General features: G+C 69.1%; 27 protein-coding genes. 16 read left to right on the top strand and 11 right to left on the bottom strand.

The features are described 5' to 3' along the window. Positions 1 to 28: 28 nt before the first annotated feature. Genes ABZ345_RS25995 through ABZ345_RS25980 form a run of 4 tightly spaced genes read right to left on the bottom strand, consistent with a single transcriptional unit; the run spans position 29 to position 3,844 of the window. A complete protein-coding gene (locus tag ABZ345_RS25995; protein WP_359853764.1) occupies positions 29 to 1,276 on the bottom strand; it encodes a glycosyltransferase family 4 protein in 1,248 nt (415 codons plus the stop codon). 4 nt (positions 1,277 to 1,280) lie between these two features. Continuing rightward, a complete protein-coding gene (locus ABZ345_RS25990) occupies positions 1,281 to 2,744 on the bottom strand; it encodes a glycoside hydrolase family 57 protein (protein WP_359853761.1) in 1,464 nt (487 codons plus the stop codon). Next, the gene (locus ABZ345_RS25985) at positions 2,741 to 3,487 is read right to left on the bottom strand and encodes a class I SAM-dependent methyltransferase (protein ID WP_359853758.1); all 747 of its coding nucleotides are present in this window, start codon (positions 3,485 to 3,487) and stop codon (positions 2,741 to 2,743) included. The genes ABZ345_RS25990 and ABZ345_RS25985 overlap by 4 nt, the downstream gene beginning before the upstream one ends. 9 nt (positions 3,488 to 3,496) lie before the next feature. After that, positions 3,497 to 3,844: a hypothetical protein gene (locus tag ABZ345_RS25980; protein WP_359853756.1), complete on the bottom strand. Its 348-nt coding sequence runs from the start codon at positions 3,842 to 3,844 to the stop codon at positions 3,497 to 3,499. A 115-nt stretch (positions 3,845 to 3,959) separates the two neighbouring features. Here ABZ345_RS25980 and ABZ345_RS25975 point away from each other — a divergent pair, with 115 nt between their 5' ends. After that, the gene (locus tag ABZ345_RS25975; RefSeq protein ID WP_359853753.1) at positions 3,960 to 4,607 is read left to right on the top strand and encodes a TetR/AcrR family transcriptional regulator; all 648 of its coding nucleotides are present in this window, start codon (positions 3,960 to 3,962) and stop codon (positions 4,605 to 4,607) included. On the opposite strand, the gene ABZ345_RS25970 is transcribed toward ABZ345_RS25975, so the two are convergent. Further along, complete coding sequence (locus ABZ345_RS25970) at positions 4,608 to 5,450, bottom strand: DegV family protein (protein ID WP_359853750.1); 843 nt, start codon at positions 5,448 to 5,450, stop codon at positions 4,608 to 4,610. A 315-nt stretch (positions 5,451 to 5,765) separates the two neighbouring features. Here ABZ345_RS25970 and ABZ345_RS25965 point away from each other — a divergent pair, with 315 nt between their 5' ends. From ABZ345_RS25965 to ABZ345_RS25950, 4 genes are all read left to right on the top strand, one after another. Next, a complete protein-coding gene (locus ABZ345_RS25965; protein ID WP_359853748.1) occupies positions 5,766 to 6,716 on the top strand; it encodes a hypothetical protein in 951 nt (316 codons plus the stop codon). Continuing rightward, positions 6,713 to 7,270, top strand: coding sequence for a hypothetical protein (locus ABZ345_RS25960; RefSeq protein WP_359853746.1), 558 nt, complete (start codon positions 6,713 to 6,715; stop codon positions 7,268 to 7,270). Before ABZ345_RS25965 ends, ABZ345_RS25960 begins: the two co-directional genes overlap by 4 nt. Before the next feature lie 26 nt (positions 7,271 to 7,296). Further along, on the top strand, positions 7,297 to 8,154 hold the full coding sequence (locus tag ABZ345_RS25955) for a hypothetical protein (protein WP_359853743.1): 858 nt from the start codon (positions 7,297 to 7,299) through the stop codon (positions 8,152 to 8,154). Between the two features lie 111 nt (positions 8,155 to 8,265). Beyond that, positions 8,266 to 9,075, top strand: coding sequence for an isocitrate lyase/phosphoenolpyruvate mutase family protein (locus ABZ345_RS25950; protein ID WP_359853740.1), 810 nt, complete (start codon positions 8,266 to 8,268; stop codon positions 9,073 to 9,075). A 4-nt stretch (positions 9,076 to 9,079) separates the two neighbouring features. Here the strand turns inward: ABZ345_RS25950 and ABZ345_RS25945 are convergent, their stop codons facing one another. Both ABZ345_RS25945 and ABZ345_RS25940 read right to left on the bottom strand, forming a co-directional pair. Continuing rightward, positions 9,080 to 9,229 carry a hypothetical protein gene (locus ABZ345_RS25945; RefSeq protein ID WP_196778005.1) on the bottom strand — a complete coding sequence of 50 codons (150 nt, stop codon included), beginning with the start codon at positions 9,227 to 9,229 and terminating at the stop codon, positions 9,080 to 9,082. A 70-nt stretch (positions 9,230 to 9,299) separates the two neighbouring features. Continuing rightward, complete coding sequence (locus ABZ345_RS25940) at positions 9,300 to 10,142, bottom strand: DegV family protein (protein ID WP_359853737.1); 843 nt, start codon at positions 10,140 to 10,142, stop codon at positions 9,300 to 9,302. Between the two features lie 218 nt (positions 10,143 to 10,360). On the opposite strand from ABZ345_RS25940, the gene ABZ345_RS25935 reads away from it, so the two are divergent. The 8 genes from ABZ345_RS25935 (at position 10,361) to ABZ345_RS25900 (ending at position 18,188) form a co-directional block, all read left to right on the top strand. Then, entirely contained in the window at positions 10,361 to 11,143 is a 783-nt protein-coding gene (locus tag ABZ345_RS25935) for an electron transfer flavoprotein subunit beta/FixA family protein (protein WP_359853734.1), read from the top strand. A gap of 13 nt (positions 11,144 to 11,156) precedes the next feature. Then, entirely contained in the window at positions 11,157 to 12,110 is a 954-nt protein-coding gene (locus tag ABZ345_RS25930) for an electron transfer flavoprotein subunit alpha/FixB family protein (protein WP_359853731.1), read from the top strand. Between the two features lie 142 nt (positions 12,111 to 12,252). Continuing rightward, entirely contained in the window at positions 12,253 to 13,026 is a 774-nt protein-coding gene (locus ABZ345_RS25925) for a GNAT family N-acyltransferase (RefSeq protein WP_359853728.1), read from the top strand. Continuing rightward, positions 13,023 to 13,895, top strand: coding sequence for a lysophospholipid acyltransferase family protein (locus ABZ345_RS25920; protein WP_359853726.1), 873 nt, complete (start codon positions 13,023 to 13,025; stop codon positions 13,893 to 13,895). The genes ABZ345_RS25925 and ABZ345_RS25920 overlap by 4 nt, the downstream gene beginning before the upstream one ends. Next, positions 13,852 to 15,195, top strand: a complete 1,344-nt coding sequence (locus tag ABZ345_RS25915; protein ID WP_359853724.1) for an MFS transporter — start codon at positions 13,852 to 13,854, stop codon at positions 15,193 to 15,195. Before ABZ345_RS25920 ends, ABZ345_RS25915 begins: the two co-directional genes overlap by 44 nt. Next, a complete protein-coding gene (locus ABZ345_RS25910; protein ID WP_359853721.1) occupies positions 15,195 to 16,364 on the top strand; it encodes a cysteine desulfurase family protein in 1,170 nt (389 codons plus the stop codon). Before ABZ345_RS25915 ends, ABZ345_RS25910 begins: the two co-directional genes overlap by 1 nt. Continuing rightward, the gene (gene mnmA / locus ABZ345_RS25905; RefSeq protein ID WP_359853718.1) at positions 16,361 to 17,443 is read left to right on the top strand and encodes a tRNA 2-thiouridine(34) synthase MnmA; all 1,083 of its coding nucleotides are present in this window, start codon (positions 16,361 to 16,363) and stop codon (positions 17,441 to 17,443) included. The genes ABZ345_RS25910 and mnmA overlap by 4 nt, the downstream gene beginning before the upstream one ends. 31 nt (positions 17,444 to 17,474) lie before the next feature. Further along, entirely contained in the window at positions 17,475 to 18,188 is a 714-nt protein-coding gene (locus tag ABZ345_RS25900) for a class I SAM-dependent methyltransferase (protein WP_359853715.1), read from the top strand. Position 18,189: 1 nt separating this feature from the next. Here ABZ345_RS25900 and ABZ345_RS25895 read toward each other — a convergent pair whose 3' ends face one another. Together ABZ345_RS25895 and ABZ345_RS25890 are read right to left on the bottom strand one after the other, a co-directional pair. Next, positions 18,190 to 19,041, bottom strand: a complete 852-nt coding sequence (locus ABZ345_RS25895; RefSeq protein ID WP_359853712.1) for a serine/threonine dehydratase — start codon at positions 19,039 to 19,041, stop codon at positions 18,190 to 18,192. Continuing rightward, a complete protein-coding gene (locus ABZ345_RS25890) occupies positions 19,038 to 19,541 on the bottom strand; it encodes a DUF6584 family protein (RefSeq protein ID WP_359853709.1) in 504 nt (167 codons plus the stop codon). Before ABZ345_RS25890 ends, ABZ345_RS25895 begins: the two co-directional genes overlap by 4 nt. Before the next feature lie 36 nt (positions 19,542 to 19,577). Between ABZ345_RS25890 and ABZ345_RS25885 the strand changes: the two genes are divergently transcribed. Together ABZ345_RS25885 and ABZ345_RS25880 are read left to right on the top strand one after the other, a co-directional pair. Continuing rightward, on the top strand, positions 19,578 to 20,720 hold the full coding sequence (locus ABZ345_RS25885) for a hypothetical protein (protein WP_359853706.1): 1,143 nt from the start codon (positions 19,578 to 19,580) through the stop codon (positions 20,718 to 20,720). Between the two features lie 38 nt (positions 20,721 to 20,758). After that, positions 20,759 to 21,157, top strand: a complete 399-nt coding sequence (locus ABZ345_RS25880) for a hypothetical protein (protein WP_359853703.1) — start codon at positions 20,759 to 20,761, stop codon at positions 21,155 to 21,157. On the opposite strand, the gene paaI is transcribed toward ABZ345_RS25880, so the two are convergent. Together paaI and ABZ345_RS25870 are read right to left on the bottom strand one after the other, a co-directional pair. After that, the gene (gene paaI / locus ABZ345_RS25875; RefSeq protein ID WP_359853700.1) at positions 21,096 to 21,482 is read right to left on the bottom strand and encodes a hydroxyphenylacetyl-CoA thioesterase PaaI; all 387 of its coding nucleotides are present in this window, start codon (positions 21,480 to 21,482) and stop codon (positions 21,096 to 21,098) included. The two genes, ABZ345_RS25880 and paaI, sit on opposite strands and share 62 nt — an antisense overlap. A 236-nt stretch (positions 21,483 to 21,718) precedes the next feature. Continuing rightward, positions 21,719 to 23,035, bottom strand: a complete 1,317-nt coding sequence (locus ABZ345_RS25870; RefSeq protein WP_359853697.1) for a cellulose binding domain-containing protein — start codon at positions 23,033 to 23,035, stop codon at positions 21,719 to 21,721. A 185-nt stretch (positions 23,036 to 23,220) separates the two neighbouring features. On the opposite strand from ABZ345_RS25870, the gene ABZ345_RS25865 reads away from it, so the two are divergent. Beyond that, positions 23,221 to 24,222: a methionine synthase gene (locus ABZ345_RS25865; protein ID WP_359853694.1), complete on the top strand. Its 1,002-nt coding sequence runs from the start codon at positions 23,221 to 23,223 to the stop codon at positions 24,220 to 24,222. Positions 24,223 to 24,278: the final 56 nt, after the last annotated feature.

Here is a 24,278-nt window from a genome sequence, read left to right as displayed (position 1 = left end):
GTTAACGGGACCGGCGACTGTACCAAGATCAAGTGAACAGATTGCCCGTAGCGATCTTGGGGCGTCCCAGGACTCGTGGTTCGCGCACGACAGCAGACGCGTAGACGTCAGCCGTGTCGGCAGCGATCGAGGCCCAGTTGAAGTCGGTCGCCAAACGCTCCTTGGCAGCGCGCGCACGAACAGCGGCAGACGCGGGATCGGACAGCACGGCACGCACGGCGCGAGTGAGTCCGTCCACGTCACCGGGGGCGAACGACAGTCCGGTCACCCCGTCGAGAACCACTTCGCCGAGCCCGCCCGCGGTGGACGCGACCAGAGGCGTCCCGGCGGCCGCGGCCTCCAGGGCCACGATCCCGAACGGCTCGTACCGCGACGGCAGCACCACGGCGTTCGCGGCTGTGAGCAACGCCGCCAAAGACCTGTCGGAGAGATGTCCGACGAACTCCACCGCGCGCAGCACGCGGTGCTTGCGCGCCTGGTCCCGCAACCACTCGGTCTGCGAGCCCCCACCGGCCACGACGACGCGCGTGCCCCGGTGGAAGCGGCGGATCCGGGGCAGCGCCGCGATGAGGTCCTGGATGCCCTTCTCCCACTCGATCCGGCCGAAGAACAACAGCAGCGGATCACCGTGCGGGGAGTAGGCACGGCGGGCGGCGCCGACGTCCTTCGCGCGCACCGTCCAGCCGCCCGGCTCGATGCCGTTGTGCAGCACAGAAACATCGGCGGTGTCCACATCGAACAGATGCGCGACCTCGCTCCGCATCGCCGACGAGCAGGTGATCAGCGAGTCCGCGCGGTTCGCCAGCCACCACTCCACCGAGTGCACCTGCTGGTTCAACGGGTGCGACAGCCAGCCCGAGTGCCGCCCGGCCTCGGTCGCGTGAATCGTCGCCACCAGTGGCACGCCAAAGGATTCCGCCAAGGCCACGGCCGGGTGCGTGACCAGCCAGTCGTGCGCGTGCACCACGTCCGGGCGCCAGTCACCGAGCGCGAGCCCGGCGCGCGTCATCGCGTGACCCATCGCCAGTGTCCACGCCAGGAGGTCCTTCTCGAACACGAAGTGCGCGGGGTCCTCGGCGACGCGGATCAGCCGCACGCCCTCGCTCACCAGATCTGTGGTCGGGTGCGTGACGGCGTCGGTGCCGGACGGTTGCCGGCAGAGCACCACGACGTCGTGCCCCTGCGCGGCCAGCTGTGTCGCGAGCGCGTGGACGTGCCTGCCCAGCCCGCCGACGACCACCGGCGGGTACTCCCACGACAACATCAGCACGCGCATCCCGCTACCTCATTCCTCGCGCGTCCAGATGGCCGAAGGGGCCGTCCGCCGCGCGGAGCTCCGCCGCCCGAGCATGACCGCGACCGCCGCGAGCCAGCGCCGCGAGCTCGCTGAAACGGTCGCTGTGAATCTTCGCGCGGTAGCGGGCGTAGTCGGCGGCCGAGTCCTTGGTGACCATGAAGGCCCAGTCGCTCGACAACGCCAGCAACGCTTCGCGCACCGCCTGGTCCAGCACCGGATCCCGCACGTCCGACGAGAAGTCCAGCTCCAGCAGTTCCTTCTGCACCGACTCGTTGAGCGACACGATGTCCGACACCTGCGCGCCGTCCCACACCCGCCAGTCCTTGCCGCTGCCCCACGACGAAGCGGGCAGCTCGACGGGCGCACCGACATGCCCGGCCTCGACGGCGCCTCTGAGGGTCGTCACCCGCACTCCAGCCTCCGGCAACGCCCGCAGCACGGCCTCCAGCCACAGAGGACCCTCGTGCCACCAGTGTCCGAAGAGCTCGGTGTCGTACGCGGCGACGACGAGCCCGCCGTCGATCGCCCGCAGCCTTCGGACGACCGTGTCGACGAAGTCCTCGACGTGCCGGCCGATCGCTTCCCGTGCCAGCAGCGGGTCGTAAGGCCGCTTGTCCTCCGGCGCCACGTTCTTGCCGGTCACCCGCGAGGGTTTGAGGCCCGTCGGGTGGTCGAAGGTGTGAAAATCCCGGTACGCGGCGTCGCCCGGATAGCCGACCTTCGGCGACCAGACGCGGTACGAGACCTCGAGATCACGCCCGAACGCCAGCACGTCCGACGAGCCGACGGGGTGCGCGGACGACGTGTCGCCGTGCAGCGCGGGCCCGTCCACCATGAACCGCCGCACGCCCGCTTTCGCGTACCCCGTCTCCATGCCGGGCGAGTAACCGCACTCCGGCGCCCAGATCCCTTCCGGGGCCTGGCCGATCCGCAGCCTCGTGTCGTCCAGACCGGTCCGCAACGCGAACGCCCGCACCTTCGGGTCCAGCAACGGCTGAAAGGGATGCGTCGCCGGTCCGCCGAGCAGCTCGATCGTCGAAGAGTCCACAAGAGACCGCAGGACCGGCGAGAACCCGTGCCGCCACTGGGTTTCGAACTTCTCCAAGGCCCAGGCTGAGGCCCGGTGCTCATAGGCCGACAGCTCGCGCAGCCGTTCGCCGGCGTAGTGCGAGCGCAGATGCCAATTACCCAGCCAGTCGTGCGCGCCGCGCAAGCAGTACGGGTCGTCGAGCTGCGCGGCCAGGATCGGCGTGACGCCGAGCGTCAGGACGTCGCCGCGTCCCTCGTCGGCGAAGCGCCGCAACATGTCGACGAGGGGCAGGTACGAGTGTGCCCACGCCTGGTAGAGCCACTCCTCGCCGACCGGCCACGCGCCGTGATGCGCGAGCCAGGGCAGGTGGCTGTGCAGGACCAGGCAGAACGTCCCCTCGGAGCCTTCACGGGTCACGCGCGCGCCCTCGCAGCATCCTTCACGGCAACGGCCACGAGATCGAGGCACGCGTCCATGTCCTCAGCGGTGATGTCGAAGTCCTCCACCGTCACCGACTCGACAGCCTCCTTGAGCTCGGCCGGCCACGGTGCGCCGGACAGGGCGACTTCGACCTGTGCGTTGATGATCTGTCCATCCAGGAGAGAGTCAAGCCTCAGTCCGTGACGCAGTCCCGTCAGTTCGTCAACGCGGAAACCAGCCTCGCGCAGCATCTCGTCCAGTTCGGACGGTGCGAGCTCCCTGGTGTGGAACGGGTTCAGCGGCGTGTCCTGGCCGGGCGAGAAGGTGAGCCTGTTCGGCGTGGTGACGATCAGCTTCCCGCTGGGCCGCAGCACCCTGCGGCACTCGGCGAGGAACCCCTCCTGGTCCCACAGGTGCTCGATGACCTGCAGGTTCGCCACGACGTCGACGCTCTCGTCGCGCAGCGGCAGCATCGCGAGGTTGCCGCGCAGCACGTTCAGCTCCGGGTACGACCGGGCGACGTGCCGCGACGTCAGCTCGTCGTAGTCGAGGGCGATCACCCGCCGCGCGACCGTGCGGATCAGCTGGGCGCCGTAGCCCTCGCCGCAGCCCGCCTCCAGCACGACCGCGTCCGCGCAGTGGCCGATGAGGTGCAGGTACGCCGCCTCGTGCCGGCGGAACCAGTAGTTCTCTTCCGCGATACCGGGCACCGTGCGTTCGCCGGTCAGGGGGAGGGTCACGCGGTCAGGTTACTTGCCAGTAGACCTCCTGCGAACTACCTGGTGCGCGATGGCCGTGGCGACCCCGACACCTGCGAGAACCGCCGTCATCGCCGGGCTCATGTACTTCGACAGGCTGGGCGCCTCGCTCGGACCGGTGAGCCAGAGCGTCAGCGGGGTGGCGTAGGCCAGCGCGAGTGCTCCTGTCCACCAGCGCAGGGCCTTCGAACGGCGGTCGTGCAGGCTCGCGACGAGCACGACGGCGATCGGGATGCCGGAGAGCAGACTGAACTGGCCGACGACCATGACCGGGGCCGCCCAGGCCGCGACCAGCGTCGACGTCGTCGGATGTGCAGACGTGCGGATGTTGACAGACATGGTTTCACCTTCGCTATGGCTTGTCGTGTTGGTTAGAGGTTCTAACTATGGTGACAAGCTGAAGCTAAGCTGACTTGGGCGTGAGTGTCAATAACGAATGTGAGAGGGTCTAACCATGGCGACGGAGTCTTCGGTGGAGTCGGTGCGGAACCCTCGCGAGCGCTATCGGGCTCAGGTGCGCGAGGAGGTCAAACGGCACGCGTGGGCGCAGATCGCGGAGGCAGGGGTGACAACGTTGTCACTCAACGCCATCGCCAAGGGGATGGGCATGAGCGGGCCCGCGCTGTACCGGTACTTCGCCGGTCGCGACGAGCTGATCACCGAGCTCATCCGGGACGCCTATCGCAGCCTCGCCGACGCCGTGCGCGCCGCGTTCGAGGCGGGCACGACCGCGGTGGCGCTGGCCGCGGTGATCCGGGCGTGGGCGCTGGAGGACCCGCAGCGGTACCTGTTGATCTACGGCACGCCGGTGCCCGGCTACCACGCGCCGGACGAGATCACCGCGATCTCGAACGAGATCCTGGAGGTGCTGCTGGAGGTGTGCGCCGACCCGGCTGACCAGCCGAGGACCCCGTTCGAGGTCTTGCTGACCATGGATCGCGGGTGGGCGAGCGGCCTGCCCGCGTCGTCGCCGACCGTGCATCGCGCCCTGTCGTTCTGGACCCGTCTGCAGGGCGTGCTCTCGCTGGAGCTCGCCGGCCACTTCGCGCCCATGGGGTTCGACGCGGGACTGCTCCTCGCCGAGGAAGTCGACCGGCTCTGACTAGAACGGGGAGACGGTGACGGCCAGCGCGCCGGGGCCCACGTTCGCACCGATGGCCGCGCTGACCTGCGTCAGGACGACGTCGCGGGCGTGCGGGATCCGCTTCTGCAGCATCTTCAGCAGCTCGTGGCCCTCCTTCTCGGCCGCGAAGTGCTCGACCGCGAGGTCCACGTTGCGCCCGAACGCGAGTGCCACGGCCTTGTCGACGAGCTTGCCGAGCGCGCGTTCACGACCCACGACCTTGTCGAACGGCTCCACCTCGCCGTTGACGACGGTGAGCAGCGGCTTGACCGAGAGCGCGTCGCCGAACATCTTCGCGGCCGCGCTGACCCGGCCCGCCTGGCGCAGGTAGTGCAGCGTGTTGACGTAGATCAGCACGTGGGCGTTGCGGCCGCGCTCCTCCGCGACGCTGCGCGCGTTCTGGACGTTGCCGCCGGACTGCACGATCCGGGCGGCCGCGAGCGCCGCGAAACCGAGCGTCATGCCCGAGGAGTGCGAGTCCACGATGAACACCGGCACGCGCGACTTGGCCGCGGCCGCCTTCGCCGCGTCCGTGGCCGGCGACAACTTCGGCGTCACGTGCACCGACACGATCGTCTCCGCGCCCTTGGCCCACGCGTCCTGATAGGCCCAGAAGAACGCGTCCGGCGCCGGCGGCTGGGTCGTGATCGGGATCTGGGCGTCCATCGCCTGCAGCAGCCTGTCGGTCGGCACGTAGGCCTCGTCGATCAGCTCCGACCCGATCTTCAGCTGCATCGGGACCGTGATGATGTTGAAACGCTCGGCCAGCCGGGCCGGAAGTGACGCGGTCGAGTCGGTGACGACGGCTACTCGTGAGGGCACGAACGAGAAGGTTAACGAAGCGTGATCGCAGTAGCCACCAACGATCGTTGTCAATTCGTGTGATCTAGGCCTGGACGGTTGCTTTCCGTACACAGCGAACGCGCGGAGTGATCCCCTCGAAAAGGCACCTCGGTTGACACAATCGGGTGACTAGACGTTGTTTGGAGTTGATCTATGAGCATCTTGTTTTCGCTGGAAACCAGCGTTATTCCACGTGTTACAGGTGCCCGTTCTGTCCACTCTCGACGGTGGTTGGGGGTACCTGCCGTGGGTAAGCTCGCACAATCTTCGGCCTGGTTGAGTGAGTAGGTGACCATGGGTGCAAAAGAGCCGGAACTAGTTCCGCTGCACGCCGCTTTCGACGTTGTCTACCGAGGTTTTCATCGCCGTCAGGTCATCGACCACATCGAGAATCTCGAGGAGCAGCTGCGCTTCACGAGCCTCGACCGCGCGGAGGCTCTGGCACAGGCCGCGGATTTGCGCCAGCTGCTGGAAATGACGCGCCGGGATCTGGAGGAGGCGCGCGCCCGCATCGAGCGCCTGGAAACCACCTCGGGCACGCACGCGGGCGCCACCGAACGGATGCACCGCATGCTCCGCCTCGCGGAAGACGAGGCCGCGGAGATGCACCTGCAGGCCGAACGCGAGTGCGCGGACCTCCGCGCCCGCACCGACGTCGAGGTCGCCGCGTTGCGCGCCGAGGCCGAGCGGGAGTCGGCGGTGATGCGCTCGGAGGCCGAGTCCGAGCTCTACGCGACCCGTCAGGACTGCGCCACCCGTGCCGCGGCGATGGAACGGCGCGAGCTGGAGATGGAGCGTCGCTGCTCCGATCTCGAGGCCCAGCACCGCCAGCGCGCCGACGAGGTGGAGCGCGAGTGCGCTGAGGCGATGGAGCAGGCGCAGACCGACGCCGACCACCTGCTGCGCGAGACGGCGTTGCAGTGCAACGCCCTCGAGTCCGACTCGGAACGCAAGCGCGAGAAGGCCCAGCAGTTCTTCGAGCTGACCATGACCCGGCGCCGCAACGAGGCCGCGCAGCACCTGCAGGAGCAGGAAGCGCTGGCTCGCGCGCGTGCCGAGTTCGTGGTGAAGGTGGCCTGTCGCGAGGCGAACCGCCGCCTGGCCGAGGTCGCGAACCGGACCGACGAGCTGCACGAGCTTCGTCGCGTCGTCCACTCGCAACTGTCCGCCGCGCGTGCGGCGTTGTCGGTGGCAGCCGACCGCGTCGCCCCGGTGCACATTCCCGAGCAGGTGGCCGCGTCGTGAAGCGCTGGGCTCCGCTGGTGGTCGGCGCCTTGATGGTGCCCGCGACGCTGACGGCGTTCGGGTTCTCGGTCTACGGCGACGAACTGGAGACGGCGCTGTCGTCGTCGCCCGCGGTGCCCGCTGTTCTCACGGGCCCGGTGCCGGTGACCGATTTCGTGGCACCGCTGCGGATGGAGCCCGCCGCACCGGTCCTGGTGCCCGCGGCAGTCGCGCAGCAGAACGTGCGCGACCTGTTCACGTCGCACGCCGTCAAGGGCGTCACGTTCGCACCCGGCACCTCGTCGTTGGTGGGCCGAGGCGAGGACGTGCGCCGCAGTCTGGCGAGCGTCCTGCGCAACGTCACCGGCGGCACCGTGAACCTCGTGGCGCACGCGTGGAACGGCGAAACCGCCTCGCACCGCTGCGACGTGCTCGCCATGGAGCGGGCCGGCCTGGTGCGCGACTACCTGGCCGAGCAGGGCGTGGCGAACGTCGTGATCACTCGGGTGATCGTGGACCCCGTCTGGGGCCCGCCCTCGGACGGCGGACCTCAGGTCGACGTCCTCGTCGTATAGGTCGTCGTACAGGTAGGAGCCTGGGCATGGCAGGTGCCGTCGGGATCGTCTTCGGGTTGTGCGTGCTGTCCTTCACGTTGGGGGCGGCGCTCATGTACGTGGTGCTGAGACGCCGGGAGGACGCTCGCGCGCCTTCGACGTCGGCTGACGAGCCGGTCGAGCGAACGTGGGTGGAGAAGCCCGCGGTCGTCGAGCCGGTCGACGACGAGTACGACTCGCGGCCGATCCACCGCAATCCCGTGGTGGGCCTGCCGCCGCTGGAACCGGCGCTGGCGGCGTTCGCCGAGCCGGTGGCGGAGGCCGAGCGGCCCGCGGGACTGGAGCGGATCGCCGACGCCGGGCGTGGTGCAGAGTCGGCCGCCGAACCCGAACCGGTCGCGGAGTCGGCGCGTGTCGCCGAAGCCCAGCCAGTCGCGGCGGCGGCGCCGGAAACTGTCGGTGCCGCGCGATACGATTGGGATGGGGACCTCGAGCCCCCCTTGGGGGTCGTTGAAGCCCCCGAATCAACCGTAGCGGCTGGCACCGACAGTTCTGAGTTCGTCGACACCGACAGTTCTGAGGTAGTCGAGGAGCCGGTCGCAGAGGCCGAACCGGAGCCCAAGCGCGAACCGGTGCCCAAGGCCGAAGCCGAGCCCATGCCCGAACCGGAGCCCGAGCTTGAAGGCGAGCCCGAGCTTGAAGCGGGTCCCAAGCCCGAGCTCGGACCGGAGCCCAAGTCCGAAGTGGATCCTGAGCCGGGCCCGGAAGTCGTTGCGGAGACGACGCTTCCGCCGCCCGCCGAGCCCCAGCCCGCCGAGCGCACCACCTGGGTGGAGCGCGAGGACTTCCGGCAGCGGTACCTGCGGACGTTCGAAGAGGTGCGCCGCAAGGCAGGCAGCAACTAGAGCAGAATCCAGAGCAGAAACCGGGGCAGCAACCAGGGTGCGTCCGAAAGCCTTCGGTTCCTGTCCGAAACTCGCCGGATTTTGTCGGTGGCGGCTGATATCACTCGGTACATGACTTCCAGCGCCGACCGCACCCGGCTCTTCCACGCCCTCCACCAGCCCGGCCCGCTCGCTCTCCCGAACGCCTGGGACGTCGCCTCCGCCCTCGTGGTCGAGGCGGCCGGCGCCCAGGCCGTCGCCACCACGAGTGCCGGTGTGGCGTGGACTTTGGGCGCGCCGGACGGCAACAAGGTCGAGCGCGACCGGGTGATCGACCTCGTCGCGCGGATCGCGAAGGTCGTCCAGATCCCGGTGACCGCCGACATCGAGGCCGGGTTCGGCAGCACCGCCGGCGAGGTGTCCGAGACCGTCGGAGCGGTCAGTGAGGCCGGGGCGTCGGGGGTGAACATCGAGGACGGGCTCGACGGGAGCCTTCGCGACATCGCGGAGCAGGCGGAGCGTCTAGCCGCGGCGCGCGAGGCCGCGCCGGACCTGTACATCAACGCGCGCATCGACACGTATCTGCGCGGCATCGGCGACCCGGCAGGCCGGCTCGAGCACACGCTGGAGCGAGCCGCGAGGTTCCTCGAGGCCGGTGCGAGCGGGATCTTCGTGCCGGGGGTGACGGACCTCGAGATCGTCACGGAGCTGGCGAAGCGGATTGCCGCGCCGGTGAACATTCTCGTGGGGCCGGGCGCGCCCGCCGTCGGCGAGTTGGCGAAGGCGGGCGTCGCGCGGATGAGCCTCGGCTCCGCGATCGCCGAAGCGGCCTACGCCCTCGCGAAGAGGGCTGCGGAGGAGTTGGTGACCGAGGGCACCTACAGCAGTGTCGAAGGGGGCATCGGGTACGGCGAGCTGAATGCCCTCTTCGTCAAGGCCTGAAGGCCTAGTGCTTCTTGCCGCGGAACTTGCGGAGCAGCTGTTCGGCCTGCGCGCGCCTGCGGGGGTCCTGCGCCGCCTGCCGTGCCTTGGCCTGTAGCCGTTGGCCCTGCGGGCTGCGCAGGAACCTGGTGATCTTGTCCATGAACGAGGCCATCTGAGGTTCCCTCCAGGTGTCCGTTACATCCGGTTCAACGAACGGAACAGCACCTGGAGTTCCCCGAACGTCAGACCGGCGAAACGGTGATGCCCAGCGCACCGGGGCCTACGTGGGCTCCGATCGCCGAGCTGACCTGCGTCAACATGAACTGGCGGACGTTCGGCACCCGGCGTCGGAGGTTGCGCAGCAAGCGGGTGGCCTTCTCCTCGGCGTCGAAGTGCTCGACGGCCACGTCGACGGTGTCGGTGCCCGCGCGCTTGATCGCGATGTCCAGCATCCGGTTGAGCGCGCGGTCGGCGCCGATCACCTTGTCCAGCGGGGTGATCTGGGCGTCGGCCATGGTCAGCAGCGGCTTCATCGACAGCACGCCGCCGACCAGCGCCGCCGCGGCACCGATGCGGCCGCCGCGACGCAGGTACTCGAGGGTGTCGACGTAGATCAGTTCGGTGGATCTGTCGTAGCGGCGCTGGGCGGTCGCGAGAACTCTCTCGACGCTGCCGCCCGCTTCAGCGATCTTGCCGGCGGCCTGGACGGCGTAGCCGATGCTCATCCCGCAGGTGTGGGTGTCGACGACGTGCACGGGCACGCGGACCTGGGCGGCCGCGGTGCGGGCAGCCTCGACGGTCTCGGAGAGCCTGCCCGACACGTGCACGGACACGATCGAGCGGACGCCCTGCGCGGCCAGTTCGTTGTACGTCCAGAAGAACGCGCCGGGATCGGGCGGGATCGTTGCCACGGGAACGTTCGAACGCATGGCCGAGACGAGGTCGGGGACCGGGATGCGGGACTCGTCATCGGTGTGGTCGCCGATCCGCACCTGGATCTGGACCACTTCGATGCCGAGTTGATCAGTCAGCTGCGCCGGGAGACAGGCCGTGGAGTCGGTGACAACTGCTACTCGCCGGTACATAAGCCCGGCAGCGTAGTCCCCCGAATGGGTTAAGTCTCAAAAGGTGTCGTCAACGGGTGACAACTGTCACGCTAGCGGGGTGCTTGCTGCCGTTTGCAGGGGTGCTACTGACGGGTAACATCCGGATTGATGGCAGGGTCGTGAACACCCGGCGGCGCAATCCCTAGAGTCCTCCGCGTAAGCGTCGCCGCCCGTCCGCAGGAGGTCGAAGAGGACCTATGAACATTGTTGTCCTGGTCAAGCAGGTGCCTGACACCTGGTCCGAGCGCAAGCTCACCGACGCCGACCACACCCTTGACCGCGAGTCCGCGGATGCAGTGCTCGACGAGATCAACGAGCGCGCCGTCGAAGAGGCCCTGCAGCTGCAGGAAGCCCACGGCGGTGAGGTGACCGTCATCGCGATGGGTCCCGATCGCGCCACCGACGCCATCCGCAAGGCGCTGTCCATGGGTGCGGACAAGGCGATCCACGTCAACGACGAGGCGCTGCACGGCTCGGACGTCCTGGCGACGGCGAAGGTCCTCGCGAAGGCGATCGGCACGGTCGAGAACGTCGACCTGGTCATCGCGGGCAACGAGGCGACCGACGGCCGCGCGGGCGCAGTCCCGGCCATCCTCGCCGAGCTGCTCGGCCTGCCGCAGGTCACCCAGCTGCGCAAGGTCACCGTCGAGGGCACGACGATCAAGGGCGAGCGCGAGACCGACGAGGGCGTCGCGTTCCTCGAGGCATCGCTCCCGGCCGTCGTCTCCGTGACGGAGAAGATCAACGAGCCGCGTTACCCGTCCTTCAAGGGCATCATGGCCGCGAAGAAGAAGCCCGTCTCCACCCTCACGGTGGCGGACCTGGGCATCGACGCGTCCGAGGTCGGCTTGTCCGGCGCGTGGAGCCAGGTGCTGGAGGCGGCCCCGAAGCCGCCGCGCGGTGCCGGTGAGCGCGTCGAAGACGGTGGCGACGGCGGATCCAAGATCGCCGAGTTCCTCGTCGGCCAGAAGCTCATCTGAGGGAGGGGAAATCATGTCTGAAGTTCTGGTTCTGGTCGACCACGTCGACGGCGAGGTCAAGAAGGTCAGCTACGAGCTGCTCACGGCCGCGCGCCGCCTGGGCACCCCGGCCGCAGTGGTCGTGGGCGCACCCGGCACCGCGTCGAAGATCCGCGAGTCGCTGGGTCGCTTCGGCGCCGCGAAGGTCTACGCCGTCGAGTCCGACGACGCCGCGAGCTTCCTGGTGACCCCGAAGGTCGACGCCCTCGCGGCGCTCGCCCCGAACGCGTCCGCGGTGCTCGTCTCCGCGACCGTCGAGGGCAAGGAGGTCGCGGGCCGCCTCGCCGTGCGCATCGGCTCCGGCCTGCTCGTCGACGTCGTGGACATCGAGGCGGACGGCACCGGCGTGCAGTCCATCTTCGGTGGCGCGTTCGTCGTCAAGGCCAAGGTCGGCAACGGCACCCCGGTCGTCACCGTCCGCCCCGGCGGCGTCGAGGCCGAGGAGTCGGCCGCGGACGCCGTGCTGGACGAGTCGGTCTCCGTCTCCGTGGACGCGGCCAAGTCCGCCCGCGTGACCTCCCGCGAAGCCGTCGTCGGCGGCGACCGCCCGGAGCTCACCGAGGCCTCGGTCGTCGTCTCCGGTGGCCGCGGCGTCGGCTCGGCGGAGAAGTTCTCGGTCGTCGAGGAGCTCGCGGACTCGCTCGGTGCCGCCGTCGGTGCCTCGCGCGCCGCGGTCGACTCCGGCTACTACCCGCACCAGTTCCAGGTAGGCCAGACCGGTAAGACGGTCTCGCCGCAGCTGTACGTGGCGCTGGGCATCTCCGGTGCCATCCAGCACCGTGCGGGCATGCAGACCTCGAAGACGATCGTCGCGGTCAACAAGGACCCCGAGGCCCCGATCTTCGAGATCGCCGACTTCGGTGTGGTGGGCGACCTGTTCAACGTCGCGCCGCAGCTGACCGAAGAGGTCAAGAAGCGCAAGGGCTGAGCACAGCACGCTCGATGGGCCGTCCCGTTCACGGGGCGGCCCATTCGCGTTAACTGGACCACCGTGGGTTAACCCGACTGCCACTGACCGGTCATCGTTCTGACCTGCTGTCATTCGCCAACCCGGCTTCACCCTGGTTCGCATGACGCAGCCGGAACTGCTTGTCAGCACCCCCGTCCAGCAGGACGAGGACGCTCCCCGCTACTCGCTGCTCGTCGCCCGCGACAGCGAGGAAGTCGTCGCCGCGCAGAGACTGCGCTACGAGGTGTTCGCCGGTGAGATGGGGGCGACGCTGCACACCAGCGTGCCCGGCCACGACGTCGACGAGTTCGACCAGCACTGCGACCACCTGGTGGTGCGCGACGACCGCACCGGCGAGATCGTCGGCGGCTACCGCATGCTGCCGCCGGAGCGGGCGAAGGAAGCCGGGCGGCTCTACAGCGACGGCGAGTTCGACCTGAGCAACCTCAAGGACATCCGCCACACGACGGTCGAGACCGGGCGCTCCTGCGTGCACCCCGACCACCGCAACGGCGCTGTCGTCAGCCTCGTGTGGGCGGGCATCGCGCGGTACATGCTGCTGAGCGGCCACAAGTGGCTCGTCGGGTGCGCGTCGATCCCGTTGCAGGACGGTGGCAGCTTCGCGGCCGGTGTGTGGGACACGGTGCAGGCCAAGCACTACGCGCCCGAGCAGTACCGCGTCACGCCGCACAACCCGTGGGACGTCGACCAGATCGTGCGGCCGGCCAAGACCGTCATGCCGCCGCTGCTGAAGGGCTACCTGCGGCTCGGCGCCTGGATCTGCGGACGGCCCGCGCTCGACGCGGACTTCGGGGTCGCCGACCTCTTCATCCTGCTCGGCATGGACCACATCGACCAGCGCTATCTCAAGTTCTTCCTGGGGGAGACAGCATGAGTCACGCCTGGATGCCCGCCTCGCCCTGCGGTGACGGGTGCGTCAGCGGCACACCGGGTCAGGTCAGCGCGTTCAGGCAGGCCTGGCGGGCTGTCACGGCGATCGCGGCGCTGCTGTGCGGTGTGTGGATCGCTGTCGCTCTGCTGCTGCCGGCCAAACAGCGGGAGAACGCCATCCGCCTCTGGTTCCACGCGGTGCTGCGGGCGTTCGGGGTCAGGCTGCGGGTGCACGGCGCCAGGAGGTTCCAGGAGATCCCGAAGCGCGGCGTGCTGGTCGCGAGCAACCACGTGTCCTGGCTGGACGAGCTCGCGATCGACGCGGTGCAGCCGATCCGGCTCGTGGCCAAGAAGGACATCAAGGGCTGGCCCGTGCTCGGCAGGATCATCACGGCGGCGGGCACGGTCTACCTCGACCGCGAGAAGCTGCGCGAGTTGCCGCAGGCCGTGAGCGAGCTGGCGACGAGCCTGCGCAACGGCAGCGCGGTCGGCATCCACGCCGAGGGCACGACGTGGTGCGGGCTCGCGTCCGGGCGCTACAAGCCGGCGCTGTTCCAGGCCGCGCTCGACGCCGGCGTGCCGGTGCGGCCGATCGTGCTGCGCTACCGGATCGGCGACCACGTCACCACGCAGCCCGCGTTCATCGGCAGCGACTCGCTCGTCGACTCGATCCGGCGGGTGCTCAAGGTCAAGGATCTCGTCGTCGAGGTGCACGTGCTCGACGAGATCGCTCCCGGCCGCGCGGCGACCCGCAGGGAACTGGCGAGACTCGCCGAGGAACAGTCAAACCGCTTGACCTCGACCGAACTGGAGATAGCACCATCTACGGGTGACTCTCACCGCGCCCGCCCCGTCTCGCCTCTGGTCGCCTGACCGCCGCTGGCCCACGACGGGCATCCTCCTGCTGGTCACGCTCTTCGCCTTCGAGGCGATGGGCGTCGGCACGGCGATGCCCACCATGGTCCGCGAGCTCAAGGGCGAGGCGCTCTACGCGTGGCCGTTCCTCGCGAACCTCGCGGCGAGCGTCATCGCGACGGTCTTCTCCGGACGGCTCTCCGACCGGCGGGGACCGAAGCCCGCGGTGCTGGTCGGCGTGGTGCTGTTCCTCGCCGGGCTGGTCGTCGCGGGCATCGCCGAGACCATGACCGTGTTGCTCGTCGGCCGCGTGCTGCAGGGCTTCGGCGTGGGCTTCTTGATCGTCGCGGTCTACGTGCTGATCGCGATCGCTTACCCCGAGAGCGACCGGCCCGCCGTGTTCGGCGCGCTGTCCGCGGCGTGGGTGGTGCCGTCGCTGGTGGGCCCGGCGATCGCGGGCTGGGCGACCGAGCACGTGAGCTGGCGCCTGGTGTTCCTCGGGATCGTGCCGCTGGTGCTGTTCGGCAGCGTGCTGCTCGTTCCCGTGCTCAAGAAGCTGCCTCCGCACGACGCGACCCCGCCGCAACGCAAGTACCTGCCCGTCGCGGCGGCGGCGGTCGGCCTCGGCGTGGCGAGCCTGAGCTGGGCGCTGCAGCACCGCACGTGGTGGCTGCTCGCGGTGGCGTTGCTGCTGCTGGCACCGGCGCTGCGGATCCTGCTGCCGAAGGGCACGCTGGTCGCCCGGCGCGGTCTGCCGGTCACGATCCTGGCGCGTGGTCTGCTGGCGGGCACGTTCTTCGCGGTCGAGGGCTTCATCCCGCTCACGCTGACCGTCGTGCACGGCTACTCGCCGCTGGAGTCGGGCATCCCGCTGACCCTGAGCGCGCTCGGCTGGGCCGGCGCGTCGATGTGGGCGTCGAGGCACCCCAAGATCGAGCGCTACGCCCTCGTGCGGGCCGGTTTCCTGTTCACCGCGACCGGCATGGCCGCCGTGACGCTCATCGCACCCGCGTGGGGTCCCGCCTGGCTGACGCCGGTCCTGTGGGCCGTCGCGGGAGCAGGCATGGGCATGGCGACGTCCAGCGTCGGCGTGCTGATGATGGCCGCGTCTCCCGAGGAAGACCGCGGGTTCAACTCCGCGGCGCTGCAGATCTCGGACATGGTCTTCTCCGCGACCATGATCGGACTCGGCGGTGTCGTGGTGGTGGCCACCGCGCCGACCGCGGGCGTCGTGGTGCTGAACCTCTCGATGGCGGCGTTGGCCGTGGTGGGAGCGATTCTGACCGGACCCCGCATGCGGGCTACCCTTGAGCCCTGATGGCTTATCTCGACCACGCGGCCACGACCCCCATGCACCCCGAGGCGGTCGCGGCGATGACCGAGGCGTTGTCCACGACGGGCAACGCCTCGTCGCTGCACACCTCCGGCAGGCGGGCGCGGCGTGCGATCGAGGAGGCCCGCGAGACCATCGCCGACGCCCTGGGCGCCCGGCCGTCCGAGGTGCTGTTCACCGGTGGCGGCACGGAGAGCGACAACCTCGCGGTCAAGGGCATCTACTGGGCTTCCGGCAAGCGCCGGGTCCTGGCCTCGGCCGTCGAGCACCACGCGGTGCTCGACGCCGTCGAGTGGCTGGAGCAGCGGGGCGCCGAGGTCACCTGGCTGCCGACCGACCGCTTCGGCCGCGTGTCGGCGTCGTCGGTCGCTGACGCCCTGGACGACGACGTCGCGCTCGTCACGACGATGTGGGCCAACAACGAGGTCGGCACCATCAACCCGGTGCACGACATCGCTGCCGCTTGTGCCGCACGCGGTGTGCCGTTCCACACGGACGCGGTGCAGGCCGTGGGCGCGGTGCCGGTCGACTTCGCCGCCTCCGGTGCTTCCGCGCTGACGATGACCGGTCACAAGGTCGGCGGTCCCTACGGCGTCGGCGTGCTGCTGCTGGCTCGTGACGTGAAGTGCGCGCCGCTGATGCACGGTGGCGGTCAGGAGCGGGACGTGCGGTCCGGCACTCTGGACGTGCCGTCGATCGTCGGGCTGGCGCGCGCGGTGCGGATCGCGGTGGACGAGCAGGCCGCTCGCGCCGCCGAGCTGGTCGCGTTGCGCGAGGAGCTGATCGCGTCGGTGCGCGCGGTGGTGCCGGACGTGATCGTCAACGGCGACCCGGTCGACCGGCTGCCCGGCAACGCGCACCTGACGTTCCCCGGCTGCGAGGGCGACAGCCTGCTGATGCTGCTCGACGCGCGTGGTGTCGAGTGCTCGACGGGCTCCGCGTGCACGGCCGGTGTCGCGCAGCCTTCGCACGTGTTGCTGGCGATGGGTGTGGAACCGGCGTTGGCGCGTGGATCTTTGCGTTTCTCGTTGGGGCATACGTCGACGCACGCCGACGTTGAAAAACTCGCGGCGGTGATCGGCCCGGTGGTCGAGCGCGCGCGTACGGCAGGTCTGGCAGGCATGAGGCGTTCCCGGAAGGTGGTCAAGCAGTGAAGGTCCTCGCGGCGATGAGCGGCGGTGTCGACTCCGCGGTGGCGGCGGCACGAGCCGTCGAAGCGGGACACGACGTCACTGGTGTCCACCTGGCTTTGTCGGCCAAGCCCGGCACCCTGAGGACCGGTGCCCGCGGGTGCTGCACGATCGAGGACGCGCACGACGCGCGTCGCGCGGCCGACCTGATGGGGATTCCGTTCTACGTCTGGGACTTCGCGGAGCGGTTCACCGAAGAGGTCGTGGAGGACTTCGTCGCCGAGTACGCGGCCGGGCGCACGCCCAACCCGTGCCTGCGGTGCAACGAGCGGATCAAGTTCGAGGCGTTGCTGGACAAGGCGATCGCTCTCGGCTTCGACGCCGTCTGCACCGGCCACTACGCGCGGCTGGCCCTGGTGGACGGACGGCCGGAGCTGCGCCGGTCGGCCGACCTGGGCAAGGACCAGTCCTACGTGCTGGCCTCCCTGACGGCCGACCAGCTCGCGCACGCGATGTTCCCGTTGGGGGACACCACGAAGGAGCTCGTCCGGGTCGAGGCCGCCTCGCGCGGGCTGTCGGTGGCGAAGAAGCCGGACTCGCACGACATCTGCTTCATTCCCGACGGGGACACGCAGAAGTTCCTGGCGGGCCGCATGGACACCAAGCCGGGCCTGCTGATCGACGACGAGACCGGTGCCGTGCTCGGCCGCCACGCGGGTGTGCACGAGTTCACCGTCGGGCAGCGCAAGGGGCTCGGGATCGACGGGCCTGCCGCGGATGGCCGTCCTCGGTACGTGCTGGCGTTGGAGCCGGTGTCCGGGAACGTGCGTGTCGGAGCCGTCGAGAAGCTTGCGGTGACGGGGATTTCCGCTTCCTCGCCCGTTGCGCACGTGGAGTTGGACGGGCCTGTCGAGTGTGTGGCGCAGGTGCGCGCGCACGGTGGCACGGCGCCTGCGGTGGCGGAACTGGTCGACGGCGTGCTGCAGGTCCAGTTGCGCGAGCCGTTGAAGGGCGTGGCTCCCGGGCAGGCCGTGGCGATCTACCGCGAGGACGCGGCGGGCGACATCGTGCTGGCCAGCGCGACGATCGACGCCACCAGCTAATTCGGTTGTCCGGAGCACTAGCGTCGAGGGCGTGACCTTCACCGACGCCGACAACGCGGCGCTCTACGACAGGCTCAACCCGTGGAAGGGCGCGGACGCGGACTTCTACGATCCCCTGGTCGACGAGGCTCGCGATGTGCTGGACGTCGGGTGCGGTACCGGGCAGATGCTGATCTCCGCACGGGAACGCGGCCATGCCGGGCGTCTTGTCGGGGTGGATCCTGACCTGGCCGCGTTGGAGCGCGCCCGAGGCCGCGCCCGCGGTGGCGTCGAGTGGGTGCCTGGCAAGGCTTCTGGCATGCGCTGGCAAGGTGAGTTCGATCTCGCGGTCATGTCCAGCAACGCGTTCCAGTGCTTCGTGACCGACGAAGATCTCCGGGAGTCCTTGCGCGCCATCAGGACCGCGCTCCGGCCGGGTGGCAGGTTCGCGTTCGACACGCGATATCCGGGTGCGCGCGAGTGGGAGCGGTGGGCGCAGTCCGACTTCGAGATCGACGACCTGACGATCACCTACCGCATCGAGTCCGTCGAGGACGGGGTGGTGACGTTCGCCGAGTCGACGTCGCGTGGTGGTGAGGTGGTGCGCTGCGATCGGGCTTCGTTGCGGTTCCTCGAGGTCGAGGAGTTGAACGGGTTTCTGGCCGAGGCCGGGTTCGTGGCCGAGGGACAGTTCGGGGACTGGGAGCGTGGGCCGATCACTTCGCTGTCCCGTTCGGTTGTCACGGTGTGCCGCGCCTCGGCTTGAGTCAGCGGGGCTGCCACTCCGAGTTGGCTCCACAGAGGACGACGCAGGGCAGTTCGCCCGGCACGTCGCCCTGGAGGAACGCGGCGAAGGCCGCGGCACCGGCCGGTTCCACCGCCAGGCGGAAGTCCGCCCAGAGTCGGTCGCGGGCGGCGAGAATGTCCTCATCGGACACCAGCACCGACGTGACGTTGTGCTGCTTGAGGATTTCCAGCGACAGGTCGCCTGCCCGGGTGGCGCCCAGGGCGTCGGCGGCGACGGAGTTGACCTCGGAGTCGACTGGTGTGCCCGCCTTCAGGGCGTTGTGCATGGCGCAGCAGTGTTCGGGTTCCACGGCGATGATGTGACGGCCGCCGGAGGCCAGCGCGGCGCCCGCGATCAAGCCGCCGCCGCCCACCGCGATGGCGATCGTGTCCGCTTCGGGCACGTCCTCGACGATCTCCCGGGTGACGGTGGACTGGCCCTCGATGACGGTGGCGTCGTTGTAGGCCTCGATGTACGGCAGGCCCAGGTCCCTGGCGGCCAGTGCGGCTTCGGCGTAGGTGTTGCCGTGGCCGATCAGCTTGGCGCCCAACGCTTCGATGCGCTTCGTCTTGGTCTCGGGAGCGGTGACCGGGACGAAGACCGTGGCGTGCGCGCCCAGCAGCTGGGCGGCTTGGGCGACCGCGATGCCGTGGTTGCCGCCTGAGGCGGTGACCACCTCGGAGGCGTTCAGGGCGAGGAGCTTGTTGACGGCGCCCCGGAGCTTGAAGGAGCCGGTGAGCTGGAGGTGCTCCAGCTTGAGCAGGAGGGCGCGGCCGTCCACTGTGACGTGCATGGTGGGGGTGCGGCGGACGTAGTGCGACAGCGTTCTCATGAGACCAGTCTCCACAAGAACTGGACGAGGGTGACGAGGCCCAGGAGAAAGCAGACCAGAACGAAGGTGCCGCCGACCATGACGATCAGGCAGGCGCCCCAGGACGTTTCCTGGTGCGGGGTGGCGTCCAGTTCGTGCTGCAGCTCGATGCGTGCCTCGAGGTAGAGGGAGGCCAGTCGGGTTCGGGCGGTCTCGGTGGGGGCCTCGTCCACGCGGCCCTGCCAGCACAGCGCCACCAGGCGGGCCTGGGCCTGGCGGTAGGCGCGCTCGAAGGCCTGCGTCTCCACCGGGTCGCGGTCGTCGGAGAGATAGGTCCAGCGTCCGGCCTGGGCCGGCTGGCCGAGCACGCGGTAGACCTCGGCGAGGCGCTCGCGGAGATCCAGGCGGTGCGGGTAGGTGCCGACGAGTCCTGCGACGCGCTGACGTGCGCTGAGCACGCCCGCGAGGTCACCTCGGCGCAGCTCCTCGGCCGCTTTGTGCAGCGTCCGCTCTACCGGCATGCAGATTAGTTTTGCAGGTAGGGCTAGCTTTGACCTGTGTTCGGCCTATCGCTGCTGGTCTCGGGCCTCGCCTGGTGGCTGGGGCTGTACCTGCTCGCCCGTGATCCGCGCAAGGTTCTGCTGTGGTGGGCGGGGGCGGGGCTGCTCGGCTATTCGGTGGCGGTCGTCGTGCCTCATCCCGTGGTGATCGGGGTACCCGCGCTGGCCTGGACGGGCGCGATCTTGTTGCTCTCGCGGCCCGAGTTGATCAGGTGGTGGTCGATCGGGTTGCCGGTCGTCCTGGCGGCCTCGTTCTGGATGCCGTGGGTCGTGCTGCTCCCTTTGGCCGTGTCGACGGTGCTCGCCATAAGGAAACGCGCGTACTTTTCACTCGTCGGAGTGATGTTCGGGCTGTCTGCTGCCGCCTTCCTGCTGCAACTTCTGCCAGACGCGATCACGTTGCCTTCGATCGGCTTCGACCTGGTGGTGTTCGGGATCCTCATCGCGGTCACCGACGCGGTCGAGGAAGGCGAGGCGATCCGCGCGGACATGCTGCGGTCGTTCGTGATCGCCGGGTTCACGGCGGTGCTGTTCGGGTCGCAGGTGGTTCTTTTCGGTGGCCCTCAGATGCTCGCGTACACGACGGTCGCGGCGGCGATCGCGGTGCAGGTGCTCGCGAACCCGCTCGCGTCGGTGGTGGACCGGCTGGCGGTGCCCGGGGTGGCGGCGCAACGGGCCGAGCTGCGGGAGGCCGCGGAGTCGTTGCCCAAGCGGCGGCCGCTGGTGACCGAGGACGAGGCCGAGTTCGCACGGCTGACGCGCAAGGCGTTGAGCCACTACGGGGACCTGGGCAAGCTGGTGGCCAGCCCGTTGATCGCTTTGACGGACGAGGCGCCACCGCTCGACCGGGCCGCGCAGCTGAAAAGCATGCTGCTGACGAGCATTCAACGACTCAAGCCGGTCGACGGCGATTTCGGGACCAGTGACGAGTGGCGTTACTACAACGCCCTGTACTTCTACTACGTCAAGGGAATCCGGCCGTATTCGGTGCGGACGAAACGCGAGGACCTCGACGCCGAGGATCGGCGCGCGCTGCAGTGGTTCGTGACGCAGGTGCCCGAGCGGACGCTGCACAACTGGCAGAACGCGGCCGCGCGGCTGGTCGCGGCGGACCTGATGGCAGGAGTTGGCAGCGCTTGACGTGGTTCTGGCAGCGTTGAACCGGCGATCGTCAGGCCATGTTGAAATTCGCCTTGAAACTCGATGGTGTCGCTTCGTTCACGATGGGCGTGCTGGCGCTCCTCGTTCGCCCGGAAATCGGGCTTCCGACCGGCTGGCTGATCGGGGTCGGTGTTTTCTTCGTGGTGTACGGGGCAGGCGTGTTCTCACTCGGAATGCGCGCGGTCCCGGACCGGCGAATGGTGCTGCTCATCATCATCGGCAACGCGGTGTGGGGGATCGACAGCATTCTCACGGCCGAGCTGAAGTGGTTCCCGCTCACCGGCGCGGGCGTGGGACTGGTGCTGACGCAGGCGCTGGCCGTGTTCGCCTTCGCCGCACTGCAGTTCGTCGGCCTCAGGCGCGCAGGGTCCGTGACCGACCCCGGAACTCGGCCACGGTCTCAGTCCCTCGCCTGACCGTGATGTCGTAGATCCCGCTGCGGCCGAACCGGGTCCGTTCCACCGCCTCCGCCACCAGCTCGTCACCCTCGTGCACGGGCTTGATGAAGTCGATCTCGGCCGTGGCGGCGACGGTGACGGACCCGGCCCTGTTGCAGGCGCAGGCGAACGCCGTGTCCGCCAGCAGGAAGACGTAGCCGCCGTGCGCGATGCCGTGGCCGTTGATCATGTTCTCGGCGACCGTCATGCGCAGCAACGCGTAGCCGTCGCGCAGCTCGACCGGCGCGATGCCGAGCGCGGTCGAGGCCTTGTCGGCGGCCAACATCTCAGCAGGACCATTCATTCGTGGCAGCGTAATCACTCTGAAGGTGGTGTCACGCCGAGTTGATCGCGCCTTACTGTCCGAATGCTTGATCGCTCAACATCGGAGGTGGTCATCATGGCTGGATGCTCTTGCTGCGGCTCGTGCACGGGTCCGGGCTGCGGGTGCTGCAGCGGCTGTTAGAGGCCTCGGACGAACGAACAAAGGCCGGCGTGGGGACGGAAGATCCCGCGCCGGCCTTTGCTCCGCAGGGTGAATCAGCCCGTGTAGGTCTTGAACATGTTCGTGAATTCCCAGTTGGCCTGGGAGATTCCACTGCACGTGGGCGAAACTCCGCCTCCTGGGCACGACCCGTTGTCACGGCCGGCGGACCAGAACGCGATCCGTCCGACGTGGTTGGCCTTCGCGTAGTCGACGACCTTGCGCGCGTCGGCCTGGGTCGTCGTCGGGCCCGTGTCGTTGCGTCCGATCATGGGCGTGAGGCCCAGCAACGCTTTGAGTTGCGCGTCGGACTTCGATGGCCAGATGGCGCGCATCTGCCCCAGGGTGGCGTTGGAGGCGGCGACCATCGCGTCGCCCCAGTTGCCCGTGTAGCCGAAGTTCATCAGCATCGGGTTCACCAGCACGGTGACGCCCTTGGCGGCCGCGTCCTTCAACACGTCGACTGAGTACGGGTCCATGCCGTAGTCCTGGCCCTGGATTCGCATCGTGTAGCTGACGGTCGTGCCGCGGGTGTCCTGCAGCCGCTTCAGCGCCGTGTTGACGATCGACTGCGGGATCGTGGCTTCCACGTCCACGTCGATGCTGTTCGAGCCCACGGCGTCCAGCGTGGCCACGTAGGCGTTGTACAGGGCGTCAGCGGTTGAGCAGACGTGCTCCAGGTACGGGCCCATGGCGCCGCCGGTCGCCACGATCACGCTGCCGCCCTGCGCCTTCAGGGCTTTGGCGTCGTTCACGATGCGGCTGTCGTTCAACGCGACCGTGCCGCCCCACGCCGGCACGCAGCCGGCCGAGGAACCCAGGGCGAACGCGAGCGTGAAGTGTTTCTGGCCGGTCGCGTTGGCCACCTCGACCAGTGACGGCGTCGGCATTGTGATGTCGATGTACGGCGCGACGCGTGCGCTACCGGGCGTCGGTGGCACGTCGGACGTCGTTGTGGTGGAGGGCGTGGTCGTAGTGGTGGTGGGCGTCCCACCGCCGCACGGGACGCCGTTGAGCTTGCAGTTGGCCGGCACTGCGGAACCGCTCACCAGGAAGCCGAAGCTCGTCGAGGCACCGGCGGAGACGTTGCCGTTGTACTCGCGGTTGGTGAACGTGTGGTGGGTGCCGCTGCTGGTCAGCGTGGCGTCCCAGTAGGAGCCCATGGTGGCTCCGGCGAGGTCGAACTCGAGCTTCCAGCCGGCCAGCGCGGTCGTGCCCGCGGTGATCGTGTACTTGCCCTGGTAGCCGGAGCCCCAGGTCGAGTCCTGGCTGAAGACGGCGGATTCGCCGGCGGCGGAAGCGGGAGCGATGGCGACGAGTCCGGCCACTAACGCAGTGGCGGCCCCGGCGGCGAAAAGGGCGAAGCGGGCCATCGGGCGGGTCCTTCCCGGCAGGGTGGAAGGGCGCGGGTGGGAACGCGGGGCGCGTCGCGTTCCCACCCACGTACAGGGAGGTGCTCACACGCTCAGCACCTGCTCAATCACGGTAAGTGGCCTAGACCACAGCGTCAATGGGTCTAGACCTTTCTTGTCTTCAGGACAGTGGAACAATTCGGCGGGTGCGTGGAGCCACTGGAATCGGATCGCTGCCCGGAACCGACATCGACGAGGCGGCGCGCGTCGTCGTCGGAGAGCTGCCTGAGCTGCCGCACGTCCCGGAGCTGCCTGCGCGGGGAGTTGGCGCGGACATGATCGGCCGCACCGCCGGCCTGCTCGTCGACCTCGCGATCGAGGTCGTCACGTCCGGGTATCGCGTGAACCCGCGTCCCGGCCGTGACCACCGCCGCGCTGTCGATCTGCTGCGCGGCGACCTGGACGCGTTCGACGAGGCGCTGGAACGGGCGGGTGCGCAGCCTTCGGTGGTGAAGGTGCAGGCGGTCGGGCCGTGGACGCTGATGTCGAACATCGAGCTGATGCGCGGCCATCGGGTGCTCACGGACCGCGGTGCCGTGAAGGAGTTCTCCGAGTCACTCGCCGAGGGGCTGAAGCTGCACGCCGCCGAGGTCGCCAAGCGCACCAAGGCGAAGGTCGTCGTGCAGCTCGACGAACCGGGGCTGCCCGCTGTGCTGCAGGGCCTGCTGCCGACGCCGTCGAAGCTCGGCACCGTGGCCGCCGTTCCCGAACCGGACGCCCGCGGGGTGCTCGCGACCGTGATCGAGGCGTTGAAGGACTACGAGGTGATGGTCCACTGCTGCGCGCCGCAGCCGCCGTTGACGCTGCTCAGGGAGGCGGGCGCGCAAGCGATTGCGTTCGACCTGACGTTGATCAAGGGGGCAGAGGCCCTCGACGAGATCGGTGAGACATGGGAGGCGGGTACGACGCTGGCGCTGGGCCTGGTGCCGAGCGTCGACCCCGGCGCGCCCGTGACGTTGAAGGAGGTCGGGCAGCGGGCGTTCACCCTGGTCGACCGGCTGGGCTTCCCGCGGTCGATTCTCGCGGACAAGGCACTGCCCACGCCGACGTGCGGTCTGGCCGGGGCGACGTCGAGCTGGGTCAAGCGTTCGCTGTCGCTGACCCGTGATCTCTCCTCGGCCTTTTCGGAACCTCCAGAGGGCTGGTGATGTCCGGTTTGGGCGGCTAGTCTGCGGCGACTATTAGGAAACTTTCTTAACCGTAG

The organism is Lentzea sp. NPDC005914 (assembly GCF_040629405.1).
Lineage (GTDB): Bacteria > Actinomycetota > Actinomycetes > Mycobacteriales > Pseudonocardiaceae > Lentzea.
The sequence above is the reverse complement of the archived record's forward strand: the minus strand, read 5'-3'. Positions and strand labels throughout refer to the sequence as shown.

Coding starts and splice junctions, on each gene's coding strand:
- ABZ345_RS25995 (WP_359853764.1), bottom strand. CDS start 1,276: ATGCGCGTGCTGATGTTGTCGTGGGAGTACCCGCCGGTGGTCGTCGGC.
- ABZ345_RS25980 (WP_359853756.1), bottom strand. CDS start 3,844: ATGTCTGTCAACATCCGCACGTCTGCACATCCGACGACGTCGACGCTG.
- ABZ345_RS25975 (WP_359853753.1), top strand. CDS start 3,960: ATGGCGACGGAGTCTTCGGTGGAGTCGGTGCGGAACCCTCGCGAGCGC.
- ABZ345_RS25965 (WP_359853748.1), top strand. CDS start 5,766: ATGGGTGCAAAAGAGCCGGAACTAGTTCCGCTGCACGCCGCTTTCGAC.
- ABZ345_RS25955 (WP_359853743.1), top strand. CDS start 7,297: ATGGCAGGTGCCGTCGGGATCGTCTTCGGGTTGTGCGTGCTGTCCTTC.
- ABZ345_RS25950 (WP_359853740.1), top strand. CDS start 8,266: ATGACTTCCAGCGCCGACCGCACCCGGCTCTTCCACGCCCTCCACCAG.
- ABZ345_RS25945 (WP_196778005.1), bottom strand. CDS start 9,229: ATGGCCTCGTTCATGGACAAGATCACCAGGTTCCTGCGCAGCCCGCAG.
- ABZ345_RS25940 (WP_359853737.1), bottom strand. CDS start 10,142: ATGTACCGGCGAGTAGCAGTTGTCACCGACTCCACGGCCTGTCTCCCG.
- ABZ345_RS25935 (WP_359853734.1), top strand. CDS start 10,361: ATGAACATTGTTGTCCTGGTCAAGCAGGTGCCTGACACCTGGTCCGAG.
- ABZ345_RS25930 (WP_359853731.1), top strand. CDS start 11,157: ATGTCTGAAGTTCTGGTTCTGGTCGACCACGTCGACGGCGAGGTCAAG.
- ABZ345_RS25925 (WP_359853728.1), top strand. CDS start 12,253: ATGACGCAGCCGGAACTGCTTGTCAGCACCCCCGTCCAGCAGGACGAG.
- ABZ345_RS25920 (WP_359853726.1), top strand. CDS start 13,023: ATGAGTCACGCCTGGATGCCCGCCTCGCCCTGCGGTGACGGGTGCGTC.
- ABZ345_RS25910 (WP_359853721.1), top strand. CDS start 15,195: ATGGCTTATCTCGACCACGCGGCCACGACCCCCATGCACCCCGAGGCG.
- ABZ345_RS25895 (WP_359853712.1), bottom strand. CDS start 19,041: ATGAGAACGCTGTCGCACTACGTCCGCCGCACCCCCACCATGCACGTC.
- ABZ345_RS25890 (WP_359853709.1), bottom strand. CDS start 19,541: ATGCCGGTAGAGCGGACGCTGCACAAAGCGGCCGAGGAGCTGCGCCGA.
- ABZ345_RS25880 (WP_359853703.1), top strand. CDS start 20,759: ATGTTGAAATTCGCCTTGAAACTCGATGGTGTCGCTTCGTTCACGATG.
- paaI (WP_359853700.1), bottom strand. CDS start 21,482: ATGAATGGTCCTGCTGAGATGTTGGCCGCCGACAAGGCCTCGACCGCG.
- ABZ345_RS25870 (WP_359853697.1), bottom strand. CDS start 23,035: ATGGCCCGCTTCGCCCTTTTCGCCGCCGGGGCCGCCACTGCGTTAGTG.